This is a genomic window from Bradyrhizobium sp. USDA 3256 (genome assembly GCF_054058275.1).
The window spans coordinates 7393887-7420179 of sequence record NZ_JBSSAE010000002.1 but is presented as its reverse complement, the minus strand read 5'-3'; the positions used below and the strand labels follow the sequence as shown (position 1 = coordinate 7420179).

Sequence of the window (26293 nt, the reverse complement as noted above, 5' to 3'; positions counted from 1 at the left end):
TACTCAGTATAATATTTACTATGGTACAAATTCCCGCATGTCAAATCAGGGCGGATTGCGCGAGCGGAAGAAGGAGGCGACGCGCCAGGCGATCTCGGATGTCGCCACCGAGCTGTTCCTGGAACGCGGCTTCGACAATGTTTCGGTGGCCGAAGTCGCCGAGGCCGCAGAGGTCTCCCGGATGACGGTGTTCAATTACTTTCCACGCAAGGAAGACCTGTTCTTCGACCGTGAGGAGGAAAGCCGGCAGATGTTGCGCGCCGCCTTTGCCGAGCGTCCGGTCGGCGAGGCGCCGATCGCGACCCTCCGCAAGCTGGTGCACAGCCTGGCGGATCGCGTGCATCCGTTCGCGAAATTCACCGACGCAACGGCGAAATTCTGGCGCACCGTCGCCGAAAGCCCGGCGCTCTCGGCGCGGGCGCGCGAGATGCGTGACGAACTGATCGATGATCTCGCGAGCGTGCTGGCGGGAGCCATCAAGCGCCCGCTCGCCGATGCCGATGCCCGGCTCGCCGCGTCGATGGTGGTCACGGCGCTGACCGTCGCCTATGCGGAAGGGCTTCGCGAGCACAAGGCCTGCAGGTCGGCTGCGTCGTCACGCGAGACCTTCCTGCGGATCATGGAGCGAAGCTTTTCCGGTATCGCGATCATGCTGAAGGATACGCCCTACGCATAGATCCTGGCCGAGCCGGATGCGACAAGGCCATTGTTCTGCCGTAGCCGGGGCAGCTACTCTCGAAGCGCGTGCGAAAGACACGCATCGAACAAAGAGAGGAAACCCATGGAACTCGGATACTTCGCGATGCCGTCGCATCCGCCGGAGTGCGGATTGAAGGAGGGCCACGACTGGGACCTGCAGGTGCTGCGCTGGCTCGACGAACTCGGCTATCAGGAAGCCTGGATCGGCGAGCACCACACCGCGCCCTGGGAGCCGCATCCGTCGCCTGATCTCTTGATCGCGCAGGCGCTGCTGCAGACCAAGAATATCCGCATCGGGCCCGGCGGCTTCCTGCTGCCGTATCATCACCCGGCCGAGCTCGCCAACCGCGTCGCGATGCTCGATCATCTCTCGAACGGGCGGCTCAATTTCGGCGTCGCGGCCTCCGGGCTGCCGAGCGACTGGGCCATGTTCAATGTCGACGGCATGTCAGGACAGAACCGCGACATGACGCGCGAAGCGCTCGAGATCATTTTGAAGATGTGGACCGAGCCGGCTCCCTGGACCCACAAGGGCAAGTTCTGGACCGTGACCAAGCCGGACACGATGTTCGATTTCCTCAAGCCGCACATCAAGCCTCAGCAAGCGCCGCATCCGCCGATCGGCGTCGCGGGACTCTCCAAGAATTCGGACACGCTGAAGCTCGCCGGCGAGCGCGGCTTCATTCCGATGAGCCTCAACCTCAACCCTGCCTATGTCGGCAGCCACTGGGACTCGGTCGAGGCGGGCGCGGCCAAGACCGGCCGCACGCCGAGCCGCAAGGATTGGCGAATGGTGCGCGAGGTATTCGTCGCCGACACCGATCAAGAAGCATGGAAGCTGTCGACCGGCGACATGATGGGCCGGATGATGGGCGAGTACTTCCTGCCGCTGCTCGGCCACTTTGGTTTCAAGGATTACCTGAAGGCCTCGCCCGACGTGCCGGACAGCGACGTTACGGTCGAATATTGCGCGCGCAACAACTGGATCGTCGGATCGCCCGCGACGGTCACCGAAAAGATCGAGAGGATCTACCAGGAGGTTGGCGGCTTCGGCGTGCTCCTGGTGTTCGGCTTCGACTACAAGCACAAGCCGGAAGCCTGGCACAATTCTCTGCGGCTCCTGAAGCAGGAGGTGCTGCCGCGGCTGAAGCATCTCGACGCCTCGGTCGGCCGCGCAGCGTAGGTTTGACGGTGAGGATAATACGGGGCAGCGGTAACGCTGCCCCGTAGTCATGACGGATCGCCGGCGTCAGGCGGTGCCGAGCCAGAACCGCGTTTCGGTTTGCGCCCAGCCCTTGCCGATGCGGTTGCTCAGCCAGGTGTCGCTGCGCTTCAGACCCTTGTCCTTCTGGCCCTCCGGCGTGTTGCGCCAGGCCTGCCAGCGATACTGGCCGTAGATGCTGACGATGCGCGCCGCATAGGTCAGCGCCAGCTGCGAATCGCCTCTGATGATGACGAGGTTGTCGTCGTTCTTGGTGCTGGCGCGGTCGGAGAAATTGTGCGAGCCGGTCATGACCACCGGGTTCTTGCCGGCCGGGTCCAGCACGATCACCTTGCTGTGTACGGCGATCATGAATTTGCCGGTGTTCTTGATCTCGTGCTCCCACCAGTCCGCGGTCTTGTCGATGCCGGCGGGCCGGATCACGTCGGCGATCTGCTTGCCCTTGAAGACCTGCTGCTGCCCGTCGCCGGCCAGGAGCTGCAGCTGATCCTTCGGACTGTCCTTGCCCTGCGCCGGGAAATTGTTGAGCACCCCGCGCACGTAGAGCTTCTTGTCCTGCGCCTTCTCCAGAATCGGGCCGAGCAGGCCTTTGTTGCCGGGATTGAGCATCAGGCACACCGCGCCATGCTCGGTGTCCTCGATCATCTTGGTGGCTTCCTTGAGGTCGCCGCTCTTGGTGGTCGGCGTGAACCAGACGCTGAGCCTCGACTTGCCGATGGTGAAAGGCCATTCGTGATCGCCGGCCACGGCCAGCGCCTTCGGCGACTTGCTGCCGTCGGCGTAGATCGCTTTCCAATGGTCGTGATAGGCCGCCGCGACCTTATCGTCGGTGATCTCGAGCCCGTTGTTGTTCTGGGTGCACAGTCCGGTCCGGGTCCAGTTGGTGCTGCCGGTCCAGACCACCTTCGGCTTCTGCGCACCGTCGCAGAACACCGCGAACTTGTTGTGAGCGTAATGGCTCGGCGCGATCTTGCGGCGGACGATGTCGACGCCGGCCTTCTTCAGCACGCCGGCGTTCTTCTCGGTGTCCTTGGCGGTGGCGTCGGACTTGCCGGTGCTGTTGCCGAGCACGACGTGTGCCTTGCCCTTCATCGCGGTCAGCGCGGCGATCAGCTCGGGGTCGTTGAGCTCGTAGAGCGCGAGATAGACGTCGCGCTTGCTCTTCTTGGCTTCAGCCAACAGCGCCAGCAGGCGGGCGCCGAGCTGGCCCTTGAGGAAGTCACGGATCTTGTTGCCCTTGGTCGAGATCGCCTTCTCCAGGGTTTGCGCCGGCTTCTTGTCCTTGCCGATGGCGCGCGACAGCCATTGCGCCGAGATCGTGCCGCGGTTGAACCACGGCTTGAGCGGGCCCGACGGCATGGCCGAGACGTATTCGGTCCATGTCGCTGGCGCACTGTAGGCGGGCTTTACCTTGGTGGCGCCGTCCTTGAGAACCGGAACGACGCCATAGCGGACCGGCGCGTCAGTCGGCGCCAGGAAATCGGTCCAGTTCGTCTTCTGCACCGGCCATTCGGTGCTCGGCTGATGTTCGCCCGGCTTGTGATCCTGCGCCTGGTCCTCGAATCCGACCCAGGTGTCGACCACGGTTGCACTTTTGCCCTGCTGCTGACGATACAGCGCAAAGCCGAGGCAGTCCGGGATCATTGCCGCGACCTCCCAGACCACGAGGATGCCGTCGGTGGTCGGGAACGCCTGAATTGTGGAAATCATGGTGATGCTCCAAATCCCTGATGAGAAATATCCGGTCGACATGAATCTGGCGCGTCAACGTCGCCCGGCGATCCCCGGAGTCGCGTCGGATCGTTCCGGGCGTCGGGGCGGCTGATCTAGCAAGGAGAGTATGCCAGATAATCTACAACCGGGTCTGTCGGCAGGATCACAGATCGGTCACGCCATGCGCACCCGTTGGGCCGCGATGCTGTGGACCCGATCGCGGCTCCCTACAGCAGCCGCACCGTGACCTTCGCCTTGCCTTTATGGTCGCCGTAGAACCATCCGCAGGCCCAGGGCAGGCCGATGACGGCCTGGTTGACGTAGAGGAAGATCTCGCCGCTGCGATCGGCGGTGAAACGCGCCTTGTAGACCTGCGGGTCGGTGTTCGACACCGGCAGGGGGTCGAGGAAATACTCGTCGACCCCAGTTTCGCCGACCCGTGCGATCAGCCTGAACCATGGCCGGAACAGGATCCGCCGCAGGAAGATCGCGAAGTAGCCGCGCAACTGCTTTGTGCCTTCGATGGTCGAGGTCCGGTATCCGATCGGCGTCACCGCGCGTCCGGCGTCCTCCCAGGGCTCCGACATCGTGATCGCGATCTCGTACTTGAACCCGGTGCGGACCTTGAGACCGGTCGGCGCACAGATCGCGCCGGTGTCGAAGTCGGCGGCATCCTGCGGGATGCCCTTGTCGACGGCGACAAGCTTGTCCGTTGCAGTGCCCCTGCAGAATGCCCCCGTCGAATCGGCGAGATTGAACAGGAAGTGGCTGACCAGCGTCGCGCTGAACCAGACCAGCAGGGCTGTCAGTGCAAACGGCACGACATGCCGCTTTCCGACATTGAGGATCCACTGATAGATCGCGCAGGTGCGGAATCGATAGATCGCGTTGTGCACGAAGCCGGAGAGCGGCACAGGGCTCGCGCGGTTACGCCAGATGATCCGCATCCTGTCCCGGATCGTCGCGCTGAGCGAACTGCCTACACCCATCAGCACGATGACAGCGAGGATGCCGCCCGCGAACCATTCCGGGTTGCCGGCGTACCAATCGGTCCACCAATGAAAGGAATCGGGCAGGAACGATTGAACGAAGCGCACCAGCTCCGAGATCATCCTGACATAGGAGCTGAATTCGTGCTCCTTGTGCTGGTTATGGAACAGCCAGAACGCGGCCAGATGCAGCGACGCCGCCAGCGTGGCGAAGTAGGCGATCCGGCGCATCCAGACGTAGTTCCACAGCTTCTCCTGCGCGGCATAGCGCGCCGGTGCGCCCGCGGGCGTCTCAAACGTATTGGCGCCGAGCGGGGTGACCTGGCCGCTGCGCGAGACGACCACGTAGTTCGGCGGAAGTCCGATCGGGGCATAGGCATTGGCGCCGCTGTCGATCCGCTCGAACACGCTCTCGTGGATCTTCGGCATCGGCACGCTGACGCCGGCATAGGGATCGTTGCAGAGGTCGGCGACCTTGCGTGGACCGTACCGGTAGTACGCGCCGAGGCCCGCCCGCGAATCGTAGAGCCGGCCATCCTTGTCTTCGGAGGACTTGATTGACTTGATCGCGTCAGGGTCGGCGATCGGTGCGCTCTTGAATGCGAGGCCGCGCTTGACGGCTTCGTCGACCAGCCAGGCCAGCGGCACGAAGGCGACGGCGTCGTCCGGATAGCCGCCGCCGACATTGGCGTGCATTCCGACGAACCAGACCTGGACGAGGCGCTCGCCATCGATGCTGGTCGGCACCGCGGGTGGAGGCTGTTCCGGCTCTTGCTCGGTCCAGAGCACCGGATGAAAGGTCGTGCGCTCGTCGTCGAGCGCAAGCGCGTGTCGCGCGCATTTCACCTTCGGGCTGAGAATCCGGTTCGGCAGTTCGAGCGGCCACACCCAGTTGGAGATGCCGCGCGTCATCTCGTCGATCGGCAGGCCATAGGCCGCGACGGTGTCCCAGATGCCGATGAACTCGATCGCCGGCACCGGCTTCCGCGCGATCCTTGCATACGGCTTGTTGCCTCGAAGCCGATCCCACAGCGGCACAAGAACATAGTCGCGCAGCGCGCGGAACAGCACCTCGATGCGCCAGATCGAGTGGTAGCCCTCGGCCCGGTATGCGCGATAGGCCTTCACCGCGCCGTCGTGCAGCTCGGATTCGGTGTCCGCGACGATCAGGCCCTGATCCAGGATGAGTGCGGCGAGCGTGCGCACGGTGAATGCGCCGCGGCTGAATCCGAACAGGTAGACCTTCGAATCGTTCTCGTGGTCGTAGTTCCGGCAGATGAACTTGTAGGCGTCGAGGATGTTGCGCTTGAGGCCGTAGCCGAAGGCGCCGCCGAGGATGGCCAGCGGAATGAATTTCGACGTGCCGACGCCGTCATCATACTTGGCGGCCTGCGTATTGCCCTGCAAATCCAGCGACTGAAATATCCGCCAGACGTTGGTGCGCCAGACGCTGGAAGCGGCGTTGCCGGTGCCATCGGACAGAATAATGATCTTCGGACTCGGCATTGAAAGACGCTCGCTGAAACGAATGAAGCGGGTGGCGCAGCGTAGCAGGGACGGGATCGTTTGCTACCTTTGATCGCTCTTTAAACATTCCATGCCGCGATAGGTGTGAACTGGCGCACAAAGCGTCACGTGGTCGCGGCCATGTGAGAGGCGACGGCTTTCGCGTTGCTGCGAAAAGGCCTAGCCTGATAGCGGCGCAATTCATTGATGAGGCACAGCGATGCGCAGCCACGTCAGAAAATTTGCCCATGTCCTTGAGCGCTTCGGTCTTGCTTTGGCGGGAGCTGCAAGCGGTCTGTTTGTCGCCATCCATGTCGGCTCGAGCGTCTCGGCGCTGACCTCGCAGGCGTTCCTGCTCGTCATGATGCTGGGCGGCGCGATCGGCTTCTATCTCGGCATCGATACGCCGCCCAAGCTGTTCCACCCGAAGGATTCGGCGTCGATGCGCAAGATCGACGCGGCGGAGCTGCTCGGCGCGATCGGGACCTTCCTCGCGACGATGGTTGCGTTCTTCTCGGTTGGCGTCGTCGTGCTGCGCAGCGAGCCGGACATCGGCTGGACCGCGGCCATCATGGCGGGCTGGGTGCTCGGCGTTGCCATGCAGATCGTCGGCGGTACGATCGCGCGGGCGCGCGCTTGAAGCGTCGGAGTGGCGTTGGACGAGCTGGTTTGCTGGCTCGGGATCGGTCGTGTTGCAGGGGGGATGGTCTGAACGCAAGTCCTGTGTCGGCCGTCACCCGCTATGCCGGGACACCGCAAAGGCCTACGCCAAGCCGGATCAGCCGCTACTCCGTCTCCCTCATCGGTTCGCGACCTTGGCGGGGTCCTTGACCGTCTTGAACGTCTCCTGCTCGACGCTGTAGAGCTCGCCGCCGCCCTTCTCGACCTTGCGAATGTAGATGTCGTGGACGACCTCGCGCGTCTTCGGGTCGATCGACATCGGGCCGCGCGGGCTTTCCCAGGCCATGCCCTTCATGGCTTCGACCAACGCATCGCCGTTGGTCTTGCCGGCGGTCACCTTCAGCGCCTCGTATATCAGATGCATGCCGTCATAGGCGCTGACGCTGATGAAGTTCGGTCGAACATTCGCGTTGGCCTTGCGGAATGCCGCGACATAGTCGCGGTTCAGGTCGGATGGATGCGCGGCGGAATAGAACCCCGCCGTGATCATGCCGATCATCGCATCGCTCATGCCCGGCAGGTCCTCATCGTCGGCGATGTCGCCGGGGCCGATCAGCTTGATCCCGCTCTTGTCGAGCCCGCGCTCGACAAACTGCTTGGCCAGGATACCGGCCTGGCTTGTCGGGACAAAAATGAACAGGGTGTCGGGATTGCCATCCCGCGCGCGCTGCAGGAACGGCGCGAAATCGGGGTTGGCCAGCGGCACTTTCAGCGCTTCGACGATCGTTCCACCGGCCGCGGTGAAGCTCGCCGAAAATACGCCGGCGGCTTCGCGCCCGGGTGCCCAGTCGGACGCGATGATGGTGGCCCGCTTCGATCCGTTCCTCGCCGCCCAATTCGCCAGCACGCTGGCCTGCTGCGCGTGCGTCCAACTGGAGCGCACGAAGTAAGGCGACCGTTCGGTCACGATCGAGGTGCCCGACACCATGACGACGGTTGCCGTCTTGCTCTCATTGGCCAGCGGCGCGAGCGCCAGCACGCTCGGCGTCAGCCCGCCGCCGAGGATCGCGACCTCGTCGTTGACGATCAGCTCCTGCGCAATGCGCTTGGCGTTGTCGGGCACGCTGGCATCGTCCCGGACGATCAATTCGACCTTGCGGCCGGCGACCATGTCGCCGTGCTGTGCCATGTAGAGCCGCGCCCCGGCGACCGCCTGTTTGCCGACCGGCCCCAGGACGCCGGTCAACGGCATCACCAGCCCGACCCTTACGACGTCCTGCGCCTGGGCGTGTCCCGGTCGCACCGCCGCAAGCGCCAGAACAGCCCCGACCAACACGGCAAACCGGGTGCTCGACATGGCCAACCTCCCGCGAGCCCGGAGATGATGCCGGGCCGGTTCGCGACTATCGGCTTCGCGCCAGGGAAGTCCTGATGAAGAAGTGACAGAACGGCGAATTTCCTGCTAAATTTTCCCGATTGGTGCCGTCTGTGGGCATGGAGTGACCTCTATGGACCCGGCGACTGATTCCGTTTTGATATTTGATTCCTTTGAGCTTGATCTCGCCCGCGGCGTAGCCCGCGTGGATGGCGTCGATCTCGATCTCAGGCCGAAATCATTCGCGGTGCTCGGCTATCTTGCCGGCAATGCCGGGCGGCTGGCATCCAAGCAGGACCTGCACGAGGCCGTCTGGGGTAACGTCGCGGTTTCCGACGACTCGCTCGTCCAGTGCATCCGCGAGCTGCGCCTGAAGCTGCGCGATGATGACCACAGTATCATCAAGACGGTGTCTCGCCGCGGCTATCGCCTCGATGCCAGGCCGGTGCCGCCGCCGCACGATCATGGATCGCAGAACGCCTCGCGCCAAATGTCCGCTCCACGCGGCATCGCAGCACGCTTGGCCGCGCTTCCCCGAAGGTCGCTGGTCGCCGGCCTGTCGGTGATGGCCTTCGCATCACTCGCATCCGCGCCGCCGATTGCCGCCGGGATGAGGCATCCTCTGGCCGAATTGGCGCACTGGTTTGTGCCGGAGGACCACGGCATCGTGCCGGAGCAGGATGTCGAGCGGATCACCGCGCTGGCCGCCGAGAAGCAGCTGCCGCTTCCCGCCTATCGCGTTCGCGCGCCGGCAAGTGACGTGCCGGACAATGTCCGCCGCTTTCTCGGCGTGTGGGTGAGCGACCAGGGATGGATCAATTCGCACCGCCAATTCATGATGATCGTCACCAATGTCGATCGGGACGGTGTCGCGACCGGCTATCTCGTGAACGGCCCGGCGATGCCGCACAGCCGGGTACCCGGGCCCGGCTTTTCCGGCGGCTTCACCGGTTATGTCCTCGACGACGTCTTGCGCTATGACGGCAATACCGGACTGCATTCCGCCTCCATCACCGCGGATGGACGTATCGAGTTCAAGCTCGTCTTCCGCGAGGGAGGCACCAGTGTCGTGTTCCTCGAACCGCTCTGGACCCTTGCTCACCCAGGCCGCGTTGCCCGCAGTCAAACCTGATCGAGGCGCACCCGGTGTGATTACGTGCGCCGCGAAACACCGAGCCCCGCCAGATGCGTGTCGACGAACTGCGCGAGCCGCTCGCGCAGCATCTCGGGCGGGACCGCGACCATGCGCTCCTCGAGGCCGAGCGAGATGATGCCGTGGACCGCGGAGAACATCATCCGCGACAGCAGCGCGACGTCGCCGGGATCACGATCGGGCAACAGGCGGAGCAGCGGCGTCTGCATCAGCGCGAACGCGTCCATCACCATCGTGAGGATGTCTTCCGGAAATGGCCGGTCGTCCTCCATCCGGTGCTCGAACAGCGAGCGCAGCAGATTGGCGTGCTCGGTGGCGAAGCCGAGATAGGCGTCGGCAAGTCCGTGCAGCTGGCGCAGGGGATCGTCGGCCGGGACCGCCTTGAGCCGCGTGGTCAGGGCGTGAACGGTCTCCCGGTTCACGGTCAGGATCAACCCGTCGAAGTCGCCGAACTCATTATAGACACTGCCGATGGAGCACCCGGCGGCCTCGGCGACATCGCGAACCTTGAGTGATTTCAATCCCTTAGTTGAGATTGACCGGCGCGCGATCTCCATCAGCAGGGCTCGCCGCTGAAGTTTTTTTTGGTCTCGTCGCGATTCTTCTTGAACAATGTTCATTTTCATACTACTAATTTGAGCGTTGCTCAAGTTGGCATAGGAGGCCACTCAGATGCAGACCCTAGCACTTCAATTGACCACCACCCTTGTCGATGACGCGATCGAGCTCGTGAAGGGCTTCGGCCGCGCCGTCCTCACTCTGGCGACCGCGCCGATCGAGCGGATCGCCCGCGCCTGCGACGTCGCAGGCGTCCTGGAGCAGCGGCGCGCGGATCGGCGCGCGCCGCGCCAAGCGGCTGCGAGCGGAGGCCGCTGCAAGCCGCGCAACTGTCGATGGTCGCCGTTCGGCGGCTTGAGTGAACTGACCTGAAGCACGCGGGCCGCAATTGTCGGCGAAACCTCAACAAAGCGCTCACCATGTCCTCCGCGAGCCGGTCCGGCGTCGATCAACCCCAGGTCTGGATAAGGTCTCGTACATCTCTGGCGGGCAATGTCGCGACCTCCCGGTGCGCCGGATTTTGCGCGCCTTCGAACCGATACGTTGCGGAAAAGACTAAAGGCTGCGGCATCCCCGTCATTTTCTCCACGCTCACCATTCTCCGCCACCCGAACTCGCAGACCTGCCAGCGCCGTGCGCGCTAACCCAAGGAACCGGTCATGATCAAGGAATTGATGACGTCCCGCCGCTTCGCGCCGCTGTTCTGGTCGCAGTTCTGCTCGGCGTTGAACGACAACGTGCTGAAGAACGCGCTCGTCATCATGCTGCTCTATGGCGTCGCCAACGAGCAGGGGCCGGCGCTGGTTCAGCTCGCGGGGGCGGTGTTCATCGCTCCGTTCTTCGTGCTCTCGGCGCTCGGCGGCGAGCTCGCCGACCGCTACATCAAGTCCGTCGTCGCCCGCCGGCTGAAGTTCTTCGAGATCTTCGCCGCGGCCTTTGCCGCCGCCGGTTTCTTCACCCATTCGATCCCGCTGCTGTTCATCGCGCTGGCGCTGTTCGGCATCGTCGCCGCGCTGTTCGGCCCGGTGAAATATGCCGTTCTGCCCGACCAGCTGTCGGTGTCCGAACTCGCGACCGGCAATGCGCTGGTCGAGGGCGCAACCTTCATGGCGATCCTGATCGGCACCATCGCGGGCGGCATGTTCGTCGCCGGCGCCAGCCACATGGGCTGGATCTGCGCTGCCGTGGTCGGTCTGTCGGTGCTGTCCTGGGCATTTGCGTCGCGCATCCCGGTGACCCAGCCGTCCGCGCCCGATCTGCCGATCACCAAAAATCCCTGGACCTCGACCGTGCGCCTGTTGAAGTCGCTCTATGCCGAGCCGCGGCTGTGGGACGGCATGGTGATCGTGTCCTGGTTCTGGATGGTCGGCGCGATCGTGCTGTCGCTGCTGCCTGCGCTGATCAAGGAAGGCGTCGGCGGCACCGAGGGCGTGGTCACGCTGTGCCTCGCCGTGTTCGCGATCGGCATTGCCGCCGGCTCGCTGTTCGCCGCGCAGCTCAGCCACGTTCGCCCGAACCTCGCGCTGGTGCCGATCGGCGCCATCGTGATGGGCGTGATCGGGCTCGACCTCGCCTGGGCGATCGCCACCACCTCGCTCGGCAAGGACGTCACCGCGGCCGCGTTCGCGAGCTCGTTCGGCGGCTTCCGCATGCTGGCCGACTTCTTTCTGTTCGCCTTCGGCGGCGGCCTGTTCGTGGTGCCGTCGTTTGCCGCCGTGCAGGCCTGGACCGCGCCGTCCGAGCGCGCCCGCATCATCGCCGCCGGCAACATCCTGCAGGCCGGCTTCATGGTCGCCGGCGCGGTGTTCGTCGGCGCGCTGCAGGCTGTCGGCCTGCCGATCGCCTGGATCTTCTTCGGCCTCGCCGTCGCGAGCTTCGGCACCGTCTGGTTCGTGCTGACCAAGTGGGGCAAGGAGGGCGTGCGCGACTTCGGTGCGCTGCTGTTCCGGGCGCTGTTCCGCCTCGAGGTGCGCGGCATGGAAAACCTGCCGCCCGAAGGCACGCGGATGCTGATTGCGCCCAACCATGTCAGCCTGGTCGACGGCCCGCTGCTACACGCCATGCTGCCGATCGACGCGAGCTTCGCGGTCGATACCGGCATCGCCAAGGCGTGGTGGGCCAAGCCGTTCCTGAAGATGATCAAGCACTACACGATGGATCCGTCGAAGCCGCTGGCGGCGCGCGACCTGATCAAGCTGGTCGCCGCCGGCGAGCCGGTGGTGATCTTCCCGGAAGGGCGCATCACGGTCTCGGGGTCGCTGATGAAGGTCTATGACGGCACCGCGATGATCGCCGACAAGGCCGATGCGGTGGTCGTCCCGGTCCGCATCGAGGGCGCGCAGCGTTCGCACCTCAGCTATCTCAAGAATGGCGAGATCAAGCGCTCCTGGTTCCCCAAGGTGACGATCTCGATCCTGCCGCCGGTGAAGCTGCCGGTCGACGAATCGCTGCGAGGCAAGGCGCGCCGAAACGCGGCCGGCGCCGCGCTGCAGGACGTCATGATCAACGCCATGGTCCAGAACGCGATGCTCGACCATACGCTGTTCGAGGGCCTCGGCCACGCCTATCGCGACCGCGACACCGGCAAGCCGATCATCGAGGACGCGCTCGGCACCAAGCTGACCTATCGCAAGCTGATCCTCGGCGCCCAGGTGTTGAGCCGCAAGCTCGAGCAGGGCACCGCGGTCGGCGAGAATGTCGGCGTGCTGCTGCCGAACTCGGCCGGCGTCGCCGTGGTGTTCATGGCGCTGCAGACCATCGGCCGGGTGCCGGCGATGCTCAACTTCTCGGCAGGTCCAGTCAACGTGCTGGCCGCGATGAAGGCGGCGCAGGTCAAGACCGTGCTGACGTCGCAGGCCTTCATCGAGAAGGGCAAGCTCGACAAGCTGATCGCGGCGCTCGCCGGCCAGGCGCGCGTCGTCTATCTCGAGGATGTCAGGGCCGGCATCGGCCTCGCCGACAAGATCGCGGGCTTCCGCGCCGGCATCACGCCGCGCGTCGCCCGCAAGGCCAACGATCCCGCGGTCATCCTGTTCACCTCGGGCTCGGAGGGCACGCCGAAGGGTGTCGTGCTGTCTCATCGCAACATCCTCGCCAACGCGGCGCAGGCGCTGGCGCGGGTCGATGCCAATGCCAACGACAAGGTGTTCAACGTGCTGCCGGTGTTCCACTCGTTCGGTTTGACCGGCGGCATGATGATGCCGATCCTCGGCGGCATTCCGATCTTCATGTATCCGTCGCCGCTGCACTACCGGATCGTGCCAGAGCTGATCTACCAGACCGGTGCGACGATCCTGTTCGGCACCGACACCTTCCTCACCGGCTACGCCCGCTCGGCGCATGCCTATGACTTCCGCACGCTGCGGCTCGTCATTGCCGGTGCGGAGGCGGTGAAGGAGCGCACACGGCAGATCTACATGGAGCGCTACGGCATCCGGATCCTCGAGGGCTACGGCGTCACCGAGACCGCGCCGGTGCTGGCGATGAACACGCCGATGGCCAACCGTCAGGGCACCGTCGGCCGGATCTCGCCGCTGATGCAGTACCGTCTCGATCCGGTCCCCGGCATCGAGGAAGGCGGCCGGCTGTCGGTGAAGGGCCCGAACGTCATGCTCGGCTATCTCCGTGCCGAGAATCCCGGCGTGCTCGAGCCGCTGCCCGAGGGCTGGCACGACACCGGCGACATCGTCACGGTCGACGCGCAGGGCTTCATCGCGATCAAGGGCCGTGCCAAGCGCTTTGCCAAGATCGCCGGCGAGATGGTCTCATTGTCAGCGGTGGAGGCGATCGCGGCTGCGATCTGGCCGCAGGCCATGTCGGTTGCGGTCACGCTGCCGGATCAGCGCAAGGGCGAACGCATCGTGCTGCTCACCACGCAGAAGGACGCCGACCGCGCCGCGATGCAGCGCCAGGCCAAGAGCGTCGGCGCCTCCGAACTCGCGGTGCCGGCCGATATCCGCGTCGTCGACAAGGTGCCGCTGCTCGGCACCGGCAAGACCGACTATGTCGGCGCCACTGCATTGGCCAAGGAAATAGCAGCGGAACTCGCTGCGGCGCCCGCACCGCAGGCCGAGCCCGCCGGCGATGAGGGCGAGGCCGAGCCGGCGCGGCTGGCGCAACACGTCGCATGAGTCTTGGCATGATGGTTGTGCTTTTCGGGAGCATGTTGTCAGATAGACGACAACTGCTCCCGAGAAAGCACGATCATGCTGGACAAACTGAACCCGGCTACGGAGGACGCGCCTGAACTTGCCGCCGAGCGATGGATCGGCGCGCTGGATGCGGCGCTCGCGAGCCGCTCCACCGAGGCTCTATCCGCATTGTTTGCGCCGGAGAGCCACTGGCGCAATATCTTCGGCATCTCCTGGCAGTTTGCGACCTTCAGCGGGCGGCAGCGCGTCGTCGCCGAGCTGCTGGCGCGCGCTGAAGCGGTCGGCGCGCGCGGATTTCGTCTCGATGACCGTGCCTTGATACCGCGGCGGGCCGTGGTGGCCGGACGCGAGACGATCGAGGCGGTCTTCACCTTCGACACGTCGAATGGTCCCGGCACCGGCGCGGTCCGCCTGCTGCATGAGAGGAGCGGAAATTCCGTGGCGTGGACGTTCTCCACGATGCTCGACTTCAACCGCATCTGCGAGGCGCGCGCCGATCGCGCCTCCGAGCAATCCCACGCGCGCGATTTCGCCGCACCCGACTGGCTGGAGCAGCGGCAGGTCTCGCGCGCCTATGCCGACCGCGAGCCTGACGTGCTTGTTGTCGGCGGCGGCCATGCCGGCATCGCGGCCGCGGTCGAGTGCAAGCGGATCGGGCTCGATGCCCTGATCGTCGATCGCGAGCGGCGCATCGGCGACAATTGGCGGCTGCGCTATCGCGGCCTCAAGCTGCACAACAAGACGCCGGTCAATCTGTTCCGCTACCTGCCGTTCCCGCCGAGCTTCCCGGACTACATCCCGAAGGACAAGATCGCGAACTGGCTGGAAAGCTATGTCGACATCATGGAGCTCGACTTCTGGACCGAGACCTCGTTCGAAGGCGCGCGCTATGACGACACGACGCAGCGCTGGACGGTGGCATTGCAGCGGAGCGATGGCCCGCGCACGCTGCATCCGAAGCACATCGTGCTCGCGACCAGCGTCAGCGGTACGCCGAACATTCCCCGGATCGACGGCATCGGGAATTTCGAGGGGAAGGTGCTGCACTCCAGCGCGTTCGCGGCCGGGCGCGAATGGGCCGGGCGCTCGGTCGTGGTGTTCGGCACCGGCACCAGCGCGCATGACATCTGCCAGGAGCTGCACGCCGCCGCTGCCGACGTCACCATGGTCCAGCGCAGCCCGACCATGGTGGTCAATGTCGAGCCGGCGCAGCTCTACGACAAGACCTATCTCGGCGACGGCCCGCCGATCGAGGTGCGCGATATCCTCAATTCCGGCGTGCCGCTGCCGGTGATGAAGATCGCGCACAGGAGCATCACCGACGAGGTGAAGCGGCTCGATGCGCCCTTGCTGTCGCGGCTGGAGCGCGCCGGCTTCCGGCTCGAGTTCGGCGAGGACGGCACCGGCTGGCCGCTGAAATTCCGCTCCCGGGGCGGCGGCTACTACTTCAATGTCGGCTGCTCCGAACTGATCGCCGACGGCAGGATCCGCCTGATCCAGGCCGCCGACATCGCCGATATCACCGCCACGGGCCTTGCGCTGAAGGACGGCACCTCGCTCGCCGCCGAGCTGTTCGTGCTCGCCACCGGCTACAAGGGCCCGGACCATCTGGTCGGCAGGCTGTTCGGCGAGGACGTCGCCGAGCGCGTCGGCCGCGTCTGGGGCTTTGACGATGCGACGCAGGAGCTGCGCAACATGTGGACGCGCACGCCGCAGCCCGGCCTCTGGTTCGCCGGCGGCGCGTTCTCGCAGGCCCGCATCTACAGCCGCTTCATCGCGCTGCAGATATCCGCGATCGAGGCCGGCGCGCTTTCCAAGCAACTCACCTGAACTCTACGCAATCACACTGAAGGACTCCCATGCCGCTTCCGCTCGATCCCGTCATTGAGAAGATCATTCCGCTGCTGCCGCTGCGCGATCCCGAAACCATGACGCCGCAGAGCTGCCGCGATTCGCTGCGCGCGCTGGCGGAGGCGCGCAAGGCGGTGCCGCCGCCGCCGGTCGACGTGGCACGCGATATCGAAGTGCAGGGCGCCGCCGGCAAGCTCGGCGCGCGGCTCTATCGGAGCGGCCGCGGCACCGCGCCGACCGTGATCTTCTTCCACGGCGGCGGCTGGGTCGCCGGCGATCTCGAGACGCATGATCGCCAGGCCCGCAACCTCGTCATCGACACCGGTGCTGTCGTGATCTCGGTCGATTACCGCCGTCCGCCTGAGACGCGCTTTCCCGGTGCATTCGAGGATGCGTTCGCCGCGATCCGCGACGTAGTCGCGCGCATCGACGAATTCGGCGGCGATCTTTCCCGCGTCGGTGTTGCCGGCGATTCCGCGGGCGGCAATCTCGCCGCCACCACCGCGCTGGCCTGCCGCGACGCCGGCATCAGGCTCGCCGGGCAGCTGCTGGTCTATCCCGTCGCCGATGTGGTCGGCAATTTCGCCGATCCGGGCGAGAACGCCAAATTTCCGTCGCGCGCCGAGAATGCGGACGGCTACTTCCTGACGCGGGCGACGATGCAGTGGTTCTGCGGGCACTATCTCGCCGACAAGGCTGATGGCGCCGACTGGCGCGTCTCGCCGCTGCGCGCGAAGAGCCTTGCCGGTGTCGCGCCCGCCGTCGTCACCACTGCCTGGTTCGACCCGCTGCGCGACGAGGGCCATGCCTACGCCAAGGCGTTGCAGGCGGCCGGCGTACCCGTGACCTATCATTCCGGGGAGGGGCTGATTCACGGCTATTTCGGCCTCGGTGATGCGTCGGAGGCCGCACGCGCCGAGGCGCAGCACGCGCGGGCGGATTTTCGGGTGTTGCTGGAGCGGGGAGTCTGATTCCTCCCCGTCGTCCCGGCCTTTGTTGGCAAAGGGACTCTAACTTCCCCGTCGTCCCGGCGAAGGCCGGGACCCATAACCACAAATGTACAAGTGGTGGGACGCTGGGGCCGCAGCTCGCTGCTACAACGGGCTGCAGTGGTAATGGGTCCCGGCCTGCGCCGGGACGACGGAGTGGATGGCTTTGCGTTTACCCCCTCAATCATTCCCGATCGTGTCGCCGAACAGCTGCCAGGTCTCGCCGTTGAACTTCTGCAGCCGCATCGCTTCGACCGGGAAGTAGTCGGTCGGCGAGGTCTTCACCTTGATGCCGGGCAGGAACATCGGCAGCGCGATGTCGAGGGTGGCGGCCTGCTTCATGATGTTCTCATGGGTGAGGTCGTCGCCGCATTGCTTCAGCACCTGCACCGTCGCCTCCGCCACCACATAGCCGTAGACGATCAGCTGGTCCTGCAGATTGCCGTCCGGAAAATACTTCTTCATGAAGTCCTGCCAGGCGATCACGTCCGGGTCCGCCTTCCACTGCGGATCGTTCGGATCCTTCAGCGAGTAGGACGAGATGATGTCCCTGGAGTATTCGAAGCCGGCGGGCTTCAGCACCGAGGACACCGAGGTCGAGGTCGCCGCGAGGAAGAACAGGTCCGGCTTCCAGCCGATCTCGCCGATCTTCTTGATCGCCTGCGCCGCCTGCTTGGGGATGGCGTGCATGAACAGCACGTTGGCGCCGGATGATTTCAGCTTCACGATCTGGCTGTCGACCGTCGGATCGGTCGATTCATAGGTCGTCTCCGCCACCACCATCTTCGCGGTATTTTCCGGCCCAAGCCCTTTCTTGAAGCCGTTGCCGTAGTCCTTGCCGGCGTCGTCGTTCTGGTAGAACAGCGCGATCTTCGCGTCCGGCTTGTTGGTCAGCACATACTTGGCGTAGACTGCGGTCTCGGCCTGGTAGGACGGCTGGAAGCCGATCGTCCATGGATAATGCGCGTAATCGCCCCACAGCGTGGCGCCGGCGCCGACGAACAGTTGCGGCACCTTCTTGTCGTTGAGGTATTTGCGCACGGCCAGGCCCGTCGGCGTGCCCAGCGGATTGAGGATCGCGGCGACCTCCTCCTGCTCCACCAGCTTGCGGGTCTGCTCCACGGTCTTCGGCGGCGAGTAGCCGTCGTCGAGCGTGATCAGGTTGATCTTGCGTCCATTTACGCCGCCCTGGTCGTTGACCATCCTGAAGTACGCGGCCTGCGTCTTCGCGATCACGCTGTAGGCCGACGCCGCGCCGGAGAATGGCGAGGTCTGTCCGAGCTTGATCTCGGTGTCGCTGGCGCCCGTGCCATACTTCTTCTCTGCGGCGTGAACCTGCGTCGCGAGCGCAAGCGCGACGGCTGCCGTGACGGCCTTCCAGATCATCGTGAGCCTCCCTGTGGCTTTTTTGTTTTGTTCGCGAGGGAGAGCTTACGCAGGTCGAGGGAGGTGGGCTTGCGACGAGACGCCGGGGCAGGGATGCGAAAATGCGGCGGGGGTGATTATTACCGTCGTCCCGGCGAAGGCCGGGACCCATTACTACGAGTATTTGCCGTTAAGCGGAATGTCGCCCCAGCGCTCTAACCAATAAACAGCTGGGGTAATGGGTCCCGGCTTTCGCCGGGACGACGACAACGAGAAAGCGGAGTCCTTAGCGCACCCGCACGCTGCCGGTGGTCACCGGATCAGTCGGCAGCACGGTAGCGCCGGCTCTGCTGGCGGCGGCGGAGGTGATCATGCCGGGCTCGGCCGCGGCCTGCACATTGCGGGGCGGGTTGAATTCGAGGATGACGAGGGCGGCTGTCGCGAGCACCGCCACGGCGGCGGTTGCAATCGCAGGCACCAGTCTTCCGCGCGGATCGGCTGCGCGAACTTGCATCGAGCAATTCCTTTATCGGGGTCGTTCTTTGGACGTGACATAGGAACGGCCAGGCTTCTTCCCAAGAGTGCGGCGCACATGCCTCACAATCAGTTGTGCTGGCCGTGATGTCCCTCACGGTCTTCGAGACGATGCGGCGTACCGCGTCGAATCGCATTCGTGTCGGACGGCTTGTTTGCACACTAACATCTGGAAGAGATCGTGGCGTTTTGCATGCGCCTCATGCGCTCGTGATGATGTGCAGTGATGTTGTGATTAACGGCGGAGCGAGCGGCCCGCTTTGCCTTTATTTATAGGGTTTCTTTGCTGGTCGGGGCCCGTGCGTTAAGCGTTTCTTCACGCACTCTCGATGCATCAAGCGGAAGATTCGTGTGATGTGCGCGTGATGGAAGATATGACATCGCTGTCATTGGCAGCAGCTGTCAGCGGAGTGTCGTAATCATCAGCGACGCCTGTCATTGCGAGTCGCGAAGCGACGAAGCAATCCATCTCTCCTCACGCGACGCGATGGACGATTTTACTTCACGCGTCATTGCGCAAAGAAGATTTCATTCGCTACTCACCCGCGCGCACGCGCGTCGGTCGGATCGATACACCTGCCGGACATCAGGAGAGGGTGTGTGCTCGCATTCTCGCGTCGCGATCGGTCCGAGTTTTGCGGCAGCTTGATCCCCGCTTGTCGGCAGAGGGCGCAGGGAACGCCGGGTGCCAGCACGCTCCCATGGGTCCCGAGCTCAGGGTGAACTCAGACGCGGTTGCTGCGATGTATCGGCTCCCTGCGATTGCCTCGACAACCTCTCCAAGCACTGCACCATCGCAAATTGAAATGTTCGCGCTCTTGGATGATTCCACGAGGGATGCCCTGAGAGGTGAAAGAGACGATCTTCACAAAACAAAAACGGCCGGGTCATCTGACCCGGCCGTTCAAAACTCTCTCCGCGAATTCCGCGTTCGCGTCGCGCTCAGCTCGCCTGCTTCACCGGCGCCGGCTTGCCGACCTTCTTCTCGATCGCGCGCTTCAGTTCGAGGGCGCGGGGCGAGAGCACGTCGGCCTTGGCCTTGAGCAAATAGGCGTCGAGGCCGCCATTGTGGTCGACGCTCTTCAGCGCATTGGTCGAGACGCGCAGGCGCACGTTGCGGCCGAGCGCTTCGGAGATGAAGGTGATGTTGGCCAGGTTCGGCAGGAAACGCCGCTTGGTCTTGATGTTCGAGTGGCTCACCTTGTGGCCCGTCTGGGGGCCCTTGGCCGTCAGTTCGCAGCGCCGGGACATCTTACAAAATCCTTATTGCATCCCCGCCGCTCGAAGGGCGTGCAATCACACGGCCCGCGCGGGGGTTTTGAATTCGCGTCCATTTTCCAGGAACCGCGGGTGTATAGGGGGAGAATACCCGAGCGTCAAGATTATATCGCCGCATGCGGGGCACCGGAAATGCCGGTTCATAAGGTCTTCCAGCCACTTAACGGCGGATATGGCAACCATATAAAGGGCGTATTCGGCTGCAAGTCTAGGTTCCATACAAGATGCGCCTTGTTGTCCGGCCGAATTGAACGCCGAAATGGACAACGGATAGAGCGCCGATAGCAGGACCGTCAGGTAGGTTAAGTGACCACCGCCATTGCCATTTTGCCCCCGCTCGGCCGGCTGCTCGGTCTGTGCGCGGGCGCATTGCTGCTGTTCTGCGCCGAGCGTGCGAGCGCGCAGGGGCGGCTCGACGCCCAGTATGAGGCGACGCTCGCCGGTATCCCGGTCGGCAAGGGCAGCTGGACCATCGAAATCGGCGACGACAGCTTCTCGGCCTCGGCCCAGGGCGGCACCGCGGGCCTCCTGAAGGCGTTTTCCGGCGGCTCCGGCGCGGGCGCCTCGCAGGGCCGCGTCGTCAATGGCACGCTGGCCGCTACCTCCTACACCGCGACCACCACCACCTCGAAGAAGTCGGAGACGATCCGGATGGTGCTGGCGAATGGCGGCATCAAGGAATCCGCGATCGAGCCGGAGCCGCCGGTCGATCCCGACCGCCTGCCGGTGACCGACGCGCAGAAGAAGAACGTGTTCGATCCGATGACCGGCTCGTTCCTGCGCGCGCCCGGCAATGCCGAATTGATGAGCCCGGATATCTGCCGCAGCGGCGCCGGCATCTTCGACGGCCGCATGCGCTACGACCTCAAGCTTGATTTCAAGCGGGTCGAGATCGTCAAGGCCGAGCGCGGCTATCACGGCCCGGCGCTGGTCTGCGCGCTCTATTTCGTGCCGATCTCGGGCTACATCCCGGATCGCCCCGTGATCAAATACCTCGCCGCCCAGCGCAACATCGAGATCGCTTTCGTGCCGATCGCCGGCACGCGCCTGCTGGTGCCGTTCCGCATGACGATCCCGACCCCGCTCGGCCAGGCCATGCTGGAAGCCACCTCGTTCGTCACCACAGCCGCGCCGCCGCGCGTGGCGAAGACGCAGTAAATCGCGCCGTCATTCCGGGGCGATGCGGAAGCATCGAACCCGGAATCTCGAGATTCCGGGTTCGCGCGGCGCGCGCCCCGGAATGACGGGGCACTCAGCGCGCGGGGGCATGCAGCGAACGTCACCCGAATCCAGTTGACTCTTGCCGGCTTCTGATTCGACTCGGACGCCCCTGGAACTTAAGGAATTCAGTCCGCATATCCTGTGCTTGTGGAGCCCTCTCAAACTTGATCTAGTGCCGCCGCCGTCAGCCTACCCGAGATGTTGCGGTGAACGTTTCGGGTCCCAAATCGAGTCAGCGATTCGGCCGCGATTCGTTCTAGAGTCGTTCCAGAGCTTAAGGTGGGCGCGGAAAGCGTCGCATTGTGAGACAGGTTTTGTGAAACACGCTGCCAATCCGAAACACACTGCCAAACCGTCACCCCCGCGCAACGGCTCCGCCGTTGTCGCTGGAGGAGGCCGCGCAGCGGCCGTCTCGAAGGGCGACAGCTCCGCTCGGTCCGCGAGAGGAAAGTCAGATCAACACGCGCGGATAAATCTCGGCCGTGCATCCTTCGAGGCGCGCTACGCGCTCCTCCAGTACAACGGCTAAGCGGCTGTTGTACTAGGGATGACGGGTTGAGCGTTTCGCCAACAAATTCAAGAAACACCTGCAAAATATGGCTTTCTCAACTTCGTTCGGAAATGACCGCGTGCCCGGTGCAGGCGTCACCGCGGTGCTCGGGCCCACCAACACCGGCAAGACGCATCTGGCCATCGAGCGCATGCTGGCGCATTCGTCCGGCCTGATCGGGCTGCCGTTGCGGCTCCTGGCGCGCGAGGTCTACAACAAGATCGCGGACCGCGCCGGTGTCGATAACGTCGCGCTGGTCACCGGCGAGGAGAAGATCAAGCCGAAGGCGCCGCGCTTCTGGGTCTCCACCGTGGAGGCGATGCCGCGCGATCTCGATGTGTCGTTTCTCGCGGTCGACGAGATCCAGATCGCGGCCGATCTCGAGCGCGGGCATGTGTTCACCGATCGCATCCTCAACCGCCGCGGCCGAGACGAGACACTGCTGCTGGGCGCGGCGACGATGCGGCCGATGATCGAGCGGCTGCTGCCGGGCGCCTCGATCATCACGCGGCCGAGGCTGTCGCAGCTCGAATTCGCCGGCGACCGCAAGATCACGCGGCAGCCGCGCAGAACAGCAATCGTCGCGTTCTCCGCCGACGAGGTCTACGCGATCGCCGAATTGATCCGCCGCCAGCATGGCGGCGCGGCCGTGGTGCTCGGCTCGCTGTCGCCCCGCACGCGCAATGCGCAGGTCGCGATGTTCCAGAACGGCGACGTCGATTATCTCGTCGCCACCGACGCGGTCGGCATGGGGCTCAATCTCGACGTCGACCACGTCGCCTTCGCCTCCGACCGCAAATATGACGGCTACCAGTTCCGCCGCCTGACGCCGGCCGAATTCGCGCAGATCGCGGGCCGCGCCGGGCGCGCGACGCGCAACGGCACCTTCGGCACCACCGGGCGGTGCGCGCCGTTCGAGCCGGAGCTCGTCAACGCGCTGCAGAACCACACCTTCGATGCCGTCAAGGTGCTGCAATGGCGCAACGCGAAGTTGGACTTCGCCTCGCTCGGCGCGTTGCAGGTGTCGCTGGCGCTGTCGCCCAATCATGAGGCACTGACGCGGGCCCCGGTGGCTGAGGATCTGCGCGTGCTCGAGCATGTCGCGCGCGACGCCGAGGTGCGCGATATGGCGCACGGGGCCAAGGCGGTCGAGCGGCTGTGGGAGGCCTGCCAGGTTCCGGACTACCGGAAGCTGTCGCCGGCCGCCCATGCCGAACTCGTGACCACGCTGTATGGCTTCCTGATGCAAAAGGGGCGTATCCCTGACGCATGGTTTGCCGCCCAGGTCGACCAGGCCAACCGGACCGACGGCGATATCGACACGCTATCGGGCCGGATCGCGCAGATCAGGACCTGGACCTTTGTTGCCAACCGGCCGGACTGGCTCTACGACCCGGACCACTGGCAGGGGATCGCGCGCGAGCTCGAAAATAAATTATCCGATGCGCTGCATGAACGGCTCACGGAGCGTTTCGTTGACAGGCGGACCAGTGTATTGATGCGCCGCCTGCGGGAGAACTCAGTTTTGAATACGGAAATTGGCAAGACCGGTGAAGTGATCGTGGAAGGCCACGTGATCGGCCGGCTCGATGGTTTCACCTTCGCACCTGATGCGGCCGAGGCCGGCAGCGACGCCAAGGCGCTGCAAGCCGCCGCCCAGCAGGTGCTGGCGCGCGAGATCGATGCACGCGCCGAGAAACTGGGCGCCGCCCCCGACGAGCAGTTCGTGCTGACCTCCGACGGCACCATCCGCTGGACCGGCGATGCGGTGGCCAAGCTGGTGGCCGCCGAGGACGCGCTGCATCCGCGCCTGCGCATCATCTCCGACGAGCGGCTGACCGGCGCCTCGCGCGAAGCGGTGCAGACCCGGCTCGACCTCTGGCTCAAGACGCATATCGAAAAGCTGCTCGGGCCGCTGTTCGAACTGTCCAAGGCCGAGGATCTGCAGGGCATCGCCCGCGGCATCGCCTTCCAGCTGGTCGAGGCGCTCGGCGTGCTCGAGCGCGCGAAGATCGCGGCCGAGATGAAGGATCTCGACCAGCCCTCGCGCGCGGCCCTGCGCAAATACGGCGTGCGGTTCGGCGCCTACCACATCTATTTCCCGCAGCTGTTGAAGCCCGCGGCGCGCTCGCTGGCCTCGCTGCTGTGGGCCGAGAAGCAGAGCAATGCCGACATGGCGGCATTGTCGAATGTGCAGCATCTCGCCTCCAGCGGCCGCACCTCGTTCCCGGTCGACAAGCAGTTAGCCCGCGATGCCTATCGCGTGCTCGGCTATCGCCAGTGCGGCGAGCGCGCGGTGCGCGTCGACATCCTGGAGCGGCTCGCCGACCTGATCCGCCCCGCTTTGGCCTGGCGCGAGACCTCGCCGGGCGAGAAGCCCGCGGGTGCGTTCGACGGCCGCGGCTTTGTCGTGACGCAGGCGATGACCTCGCTGACCGGCTCCGCCGGCGAGGATTTTGCCTCGATCCTGCGCGCGCTCGGCTACCGCATGGACCGCCGTCCGCCGCTGCCGCCGAAGCCCGTCGAGGCGGCGCCGGCCGAGGTCACGGACGCCGTGACCGGGACCACGGAGGCCGTCGCCGAGACCACGGAGGCCGCGGCCGAGGCCACCGAGACGGTCGCTGCCGAGACGCCGCCGGTCGAGTCGACGTCCGACGCCGCCGTGGATGCGCCGGTCGGTGCCACGGCCGAGGTTGTGGCCGACGCGCCGGAGGCCGCCACGGATCAGCCGGTGTCGGGCGATCCCGCACCGTCGGCCGCGCTGCTGCCCGATGTCGGCTTTGCCGAGGTAGTGCCCAGCGAAGCGACGCCGGTCGTCGTCGAGACCAAGCCCGAGCCGGTGGCAGAAGTTGCCGCGGCGCCCGCCGCTGTTGCCGAAGAACCCGCCGCCGAGGCGCCCGCTTCGGACGCGGTATCCGAGCCCGCACCTGCCGTGGAAGCCACTGCAGAGACGCCCTCCGAGACCGCCACTGAGGCGGCCGCGGAGACCGCGAGCGCTGAGGCAACATCGGCTGAAGCCGCTGTCGCCGCCGCGGAGACGCCGGCCGAGCCGCAGCTGGTCGAAGTCTGGCGTCCCGGTGGCCGTTCCGACGAGCGCCGTCCGCATCATCGCGGCCACGATCGCAACCGCGGCCGTCACCAGGGCAAGCCCGCCGAGGGAGCGCAGGCCGCTGAAGGCGGTGAGGGCGACAGCAAGCGCGAACAGCATCGCCGTCCGCGCCGTCACCAGGATTTCCGCGCGCCGCGTCCGGGCGCGCCCGCGGATCCGGCTGCGGCGCCCGCCGAGGGCGCGCAGGCCCGCGACAACAGGGACGACAAGGGCCAGCGCCGCGAGCGCTTCGAAGGCAAGGGTCGCGACCGCGACAATGAGCGTCGCCGTGACAACAAGTTCGGCGGCGACCGCAAGGGCGAGCGCGGCGATCGTGATCGCGGCGGCCGCGATTTCGGCAAGGGCGGCCGCGACAAGCGCGAGGGCGGTCCGTCGCATCGGCCCTACGCCTCGAGCGCGCCGCGCGACCGCGACCGGCCGATCGATCCGAATTCGCCATTCGCCAAGCTCGCTGCCCTGAAAGAGCAGCTCGCAGGCCGGAAGGAATAGTTCAACCCTTGGTTCAACGCTTGGTCTAGTTTGGATCGACAGCGCCTCGACAAATGGCTGTGGCATGCGCGCCTGGTGAAGGCCCGCACCAGCGCCGCTGAACTCGTCCTATCGGGGCATGTCCGGGTCAACGGCGCGCGCGAGAAATCGCCGGGCCATGCGGTGAAGGCGGGCGACGTCGTCACCGTCGCGCTCGACAACAGCGTCCGCGTGCTCAAGGTGATCGGCTTTGCCGAGCGGCGCGGCGATGCCAGCTCGGCGCGGGTGCTGTACGAGGATTTGCAGGCCGGCAATTTGCAAGCCGGTAAGGAGTAGTTATCTAGCGTCTGTTACTTCGACCGCGGAATGGGGCCGGGTTTCGCTCGCGACAAACGCATTGCGCTTGCGCGGGGGTGATGCTCCCAACAAACCGGCGGGCAGGGGCGTGAGAATACTGGCGTTTTTCGGAGCCGGCTTCCCTTGCGGGGGCGGTATTCCTGCGCTACGCAACCCCAGAAAAACTGGATCGTTTCGGAGTTTTGGATGACCTACGTCGTCACTGAAGCCTGCATCAAGTGCAAATATACCGACTGCGTCGAGGTCTGCCCCGTCGATTGCTTCTACGAGGGCGAGAACATGCTGGTCATCCATCCCGACGAATGCATCGATTGCGGCGTGTGCGAGCCGGAATGCCCGGCGGACGCCATCAAGCCGGACACCGAGCCGGGCCTGGAAAAGTGGCTCGAGGTCAACCGCGACTACGCCAAGAGCTGGCCGAACATCACCCAGAAGAAGGACTCGCCCGAGGACGCCAAGGAGTGGGAAGGCAAGGAAGGCAAGTTCGAGAAGTATTTTTCTCCGAATCCCGGCAGCGGCGACTGATTCGCCAGGGAATACCACGGTAAGGGCGGGCTTCGGTCCGCTGTGGCCCTCCGTTCGGC

The 26293-nt window shown here is 65.1% G+C and carries 19 protein-coding genes; 12 read left to right on the top strand and 7 right to left on the bottom strand.

Features of this window, described 5'->3' with window-relative positions:
• Nucleotides 1–37: 37 nt before the first annotated feature.
• Together ACVWY5_RS36990 and ACVWY5_RS36985 are read left to right on the top strand one after the other, a co-directional pair.
• Nucleotides 38–676, top strand: a complete 639-nt coding sequence (locus tag ACVWY5_RS36990; protein WP_028336184.1) for a TetR/AcrR family transcriptional regulator — start codon at nucleotides 38–40, stop codon at nucleotides 674–676.
• 105 nt (nucleotides 677–781) lie between these two features.
• Nucleotides 782–1882 carry an LLM class flavin-dependent oxidoreductase gene (locus tag ACVWY5_RS36985; protein ID WP_028336185.1) on the top strand — a complete coding sequence of 367 codons (1101 nt, stop codon included), beginning with the start codon at nucleotides 782–784 and terminating at the stop codon, nucleotides 1880–1882.
• A gap of 66 nt (nucleotides 1883–1948) precedes the next feature.
• Here the strand turns inward: ACVWY5_RS36985 and ACVWY5_RS36980 are convergent, their stop codons facing one another.
• Both ACVWY5_RS36980 and ACVWY5_RS36975 read right to left on the bottom strand, forming a co-directional pair.
• Nucleotides 1949–3631 (bottom strand): phospholipase D-like domain-containing protein, encoded by a 1683-nt coding sequence (locus ACVWY5_RS36980; RefSeq protein WP_028336186.1) that lies wholly within the window; start codon nucleotides 3629–3631, stop codon nucleotides 1949–1951.
• Between the two features lie 230 nt (nucleotides 3632–3861).
• Nucleotides 3862–6129, bottom strand: a complete 2268-nt coding sequence (locus ACVWY5_RS36975) for a DUF2235 domain-containing protein (protein WP_028336187.1) — start codon at nucleotides 6127–6129, stop codon at nucleotides 3862–3864.
• Between the two features lie 220 nt (nucleotides 6130–6349).
• On the opposite strand from ACVWY5_RS36975, the gene ACVWY5_RS36970 reads away from it, so the two are divergent.
• A complete protein-coding gene (locus tag ACVWY5_RS36970; protein WP_028336188.1) occupies nucleotides 6350–6769 on the top strand; it encodes a hypothetical protein in 420 nt (139 codons plus the stop codon).
• Nucleotides 6770–6928: 159 nt separating this feature from the next.
• Here ACVWY5_RS36970 and ACVWY5_RS36965 read toward each other — a convergent pair whose 3' ends face one another.
• On the bottom strand, nucleotides 6929–8107 hold the full coding sequence (locus ACVWY5_RS36965; RefSeq protein ID WP_028336189.1) for an ABC transporter substrate-binding protein: 1179 nt from the start codon (nucleotides 8105–8107) through the stop codon (nucleotides 6929–6931).
• A 151-nt stretch (nucleotides 8108–8258) separates the two neighbouring features.
• On the opposite strand from ACVWY5_RS36965, the gene ACVWY5_RS36960 reads away from it, so the two are divergent.
• Nucleotides 8259–9257 (top strand): winged helix-turn-helix domain-containing protein, encoded by a 999-nt coding sequence (locus ACVWY5_RS36960; RefSeq protein WP_051376256.1) that lies wholly within the window; start codon nucleotides 8259–8261, stop codon nucleotides 9255–9257.
• 20 nt (nucleotides 9258–9277) lie between these two features.
• On the opposite strand, the gene ACVWY5_RS36955 is transcribed toward ACVWY5_RS36960, so the two are convergent.
• Nucleotides 9278–9898 (bottom strand): TetR/AcrR family transcriptional regulator, encoded by a 621-nt coding sequence (locus ACVWY5_RS36955; RefSeq protein ID WP_028352135.1) that lies wholly within the window; start codon nucleotides 9896–9898, stop codon nucleotides 9278–9280.
• A gap of 52 nt (nucleotides 9899–9950) precedes the next feature.
• Between ACVWY5_RS36955 and ACVWY5_RS36950 the strand changes: the two genes are divergently transcribed.
• The 4 genes from ACVWY5_RS36950 to ACVWY5_RS36935 all read left to right on the top strand — a co-directional run bounded on the left by ACVWY5_RS36950 (nucleotide 9951) and on the right by ACVWY5_RS36935 (nucleotide 16809).
• The gene (locus ACVWY5_RS36950) at nucleotides 9951–10208 is read left to right on the top strand and encodes a hypothetical protein (protein WP_028336191.1); all 258 of its coding nucleotides are present in this window, start codon (nucleotides 9951–9953) and stop codon (nucleotides 10206–10208) included.
• Nucleotides 10209–10495: 287 nt separating this feature from the next.
• Nucleotides 10496–13966 (top strand): acyl-[ACP]--phospholipid O-acyltransferase, encoded by a 3471-nt coding sequence (locus tag ACVWY5_RS36945; protein WP_028336192.1) that lies wholly within the window; start codon nucleotides 10496–10498, stop codon nucleotides 13964–13966.
• Nucleotides 13967–14041: 75 nt separating this feature from the next.
• Complete coding sequence (locus ACVWY5_RS36940) at nucleotides 14042–15817, top strand: flavin-containing monooxygenase (protein WP_028336193.1); 1776 nt, start codon at nucleotides 14042–14044, stop codon at nucleotides 15815–15817.
• 29 nt (nucleotides 15818–15846) lie between these two features.
• Nucleotides 15847–16809, top strand: a complete 963-nt coding sequence (locus ACVWY5_RS36935) for an alpha/beta hydrolase (protein WP_028336194.1) — start codon at nucleotides 15847–15849, stop codon at nucleotides 16807–16809.
• Nucleotides 16810–17007: 198 nt separating this feature from the next.
• Here the strand turns inward: ACVWY5_RS36935 and ACVWY5_RS36930 are convergent, their stop codons facing one another.
• The 3 genes from ACVWY5_RS36930 to rpmB all read right to left on the bottom strand — a co-directional run bounded on the left by ACVWY5_RS36930 (nucleotide 17008) and on the right by rpmB (nucleotide 19977).
• Nucleotides 17008–18213, bottom strand: coding sequence for an ABC transporter substrate-binding protein (locus ACVWY5_RS36930; protein WP_028336195.1), 1206 nt, complete (start codon nucleotides 18211–18213; stop codon nucleotides 17008–17010).
• A 265-nt stretch (nucleotides 18214–18478) separates the two neighbouring features.
• Nucleotides 18479–18706, bottom strand: a complete 228-nt coding sequence (locus tag ACVWY5_RS36925; protein WP_028336196.1) for a hypothetical protein — start codon at nucleotides 18704–18706, stop codon at nucleotides 18479–18481.
• Between the two features lie 962 nt (nucleotides 18707–19668).
• On the bottom strand, nucleotides 19669–19977 hold the full coding sequence (gene rpmB / locus ACVWY5_RS36920; RefSeq protein WP_028336197.1) for a 50S ribosomal protein L28: 309 nt from the start codon (nucleotides 19975–19977) through the stop codon (nucleotides 19669–19671).
• 354 nt (nucleotides 19978–20331) lie between these two features.
• Here rpmB and ACVWY5_RS36915 point away from each other — a divergent pair, with 354 nt between their 5' ends.
• From ACVWY5_RS36915 to fdxA, 4 genes are all read left to right on the top strand, one after another.
• Nucleotides 20332–21162 carry a DUF3108 domain-containing protein gene (locus ACVWY5_RS36915; protein ID WP_080667176.1) on the top strand — a complete coding sequence of 277 codons (831 nt, stop codon included), beginning with the start codon at nucleotides 20332–20334 and terminating at the stop codon, nucleotides 21160–21162.
• 659 nt (nucleotides 21163–21821) lie between these two features.
• Nucleotides 21822–25373, top strand: a complete 3552-nt coding sequence (locus ACVWY5_RS36910) for a helicase-related protein (RefSeq protein WP_028336199.1) — start codon at nucleotides 21822–21824, stop codon at nucleotides 25371–25373.
• Nucleotides 25374–25403: 30 nt separating this feature from the next.
• On the top strand, nucleotides 25404–25688 hold the full coding sequence (locus tag ACVWY5_RS36905; RefSeq protein WP_028336200.1) for an RNA-binding S4 domain-containing protein: 285 nt from the start codon (nucleotides 25404–25406) through the stop codon (nucleotides 25686–25688).
• A 207-nt stretch (nucleotides 25689–25895) separates the two neighbouring features.
• The gene (fdxA, locus tag ACVWY5_RS36900) at nucleotides 25896–26234 is read left to right on the top strand and encodes a ferredoxin FdxA (protein ID WP_016844914.1); all 339 of its coding nucleotides are present in this window, start codon (nucleotides 25896–25898) and stop codon (nucleotides 26232–26234) included.
• The last annotated feature ends 59 nt before the right edge of the window (nucleotides 26235–26293 follow it).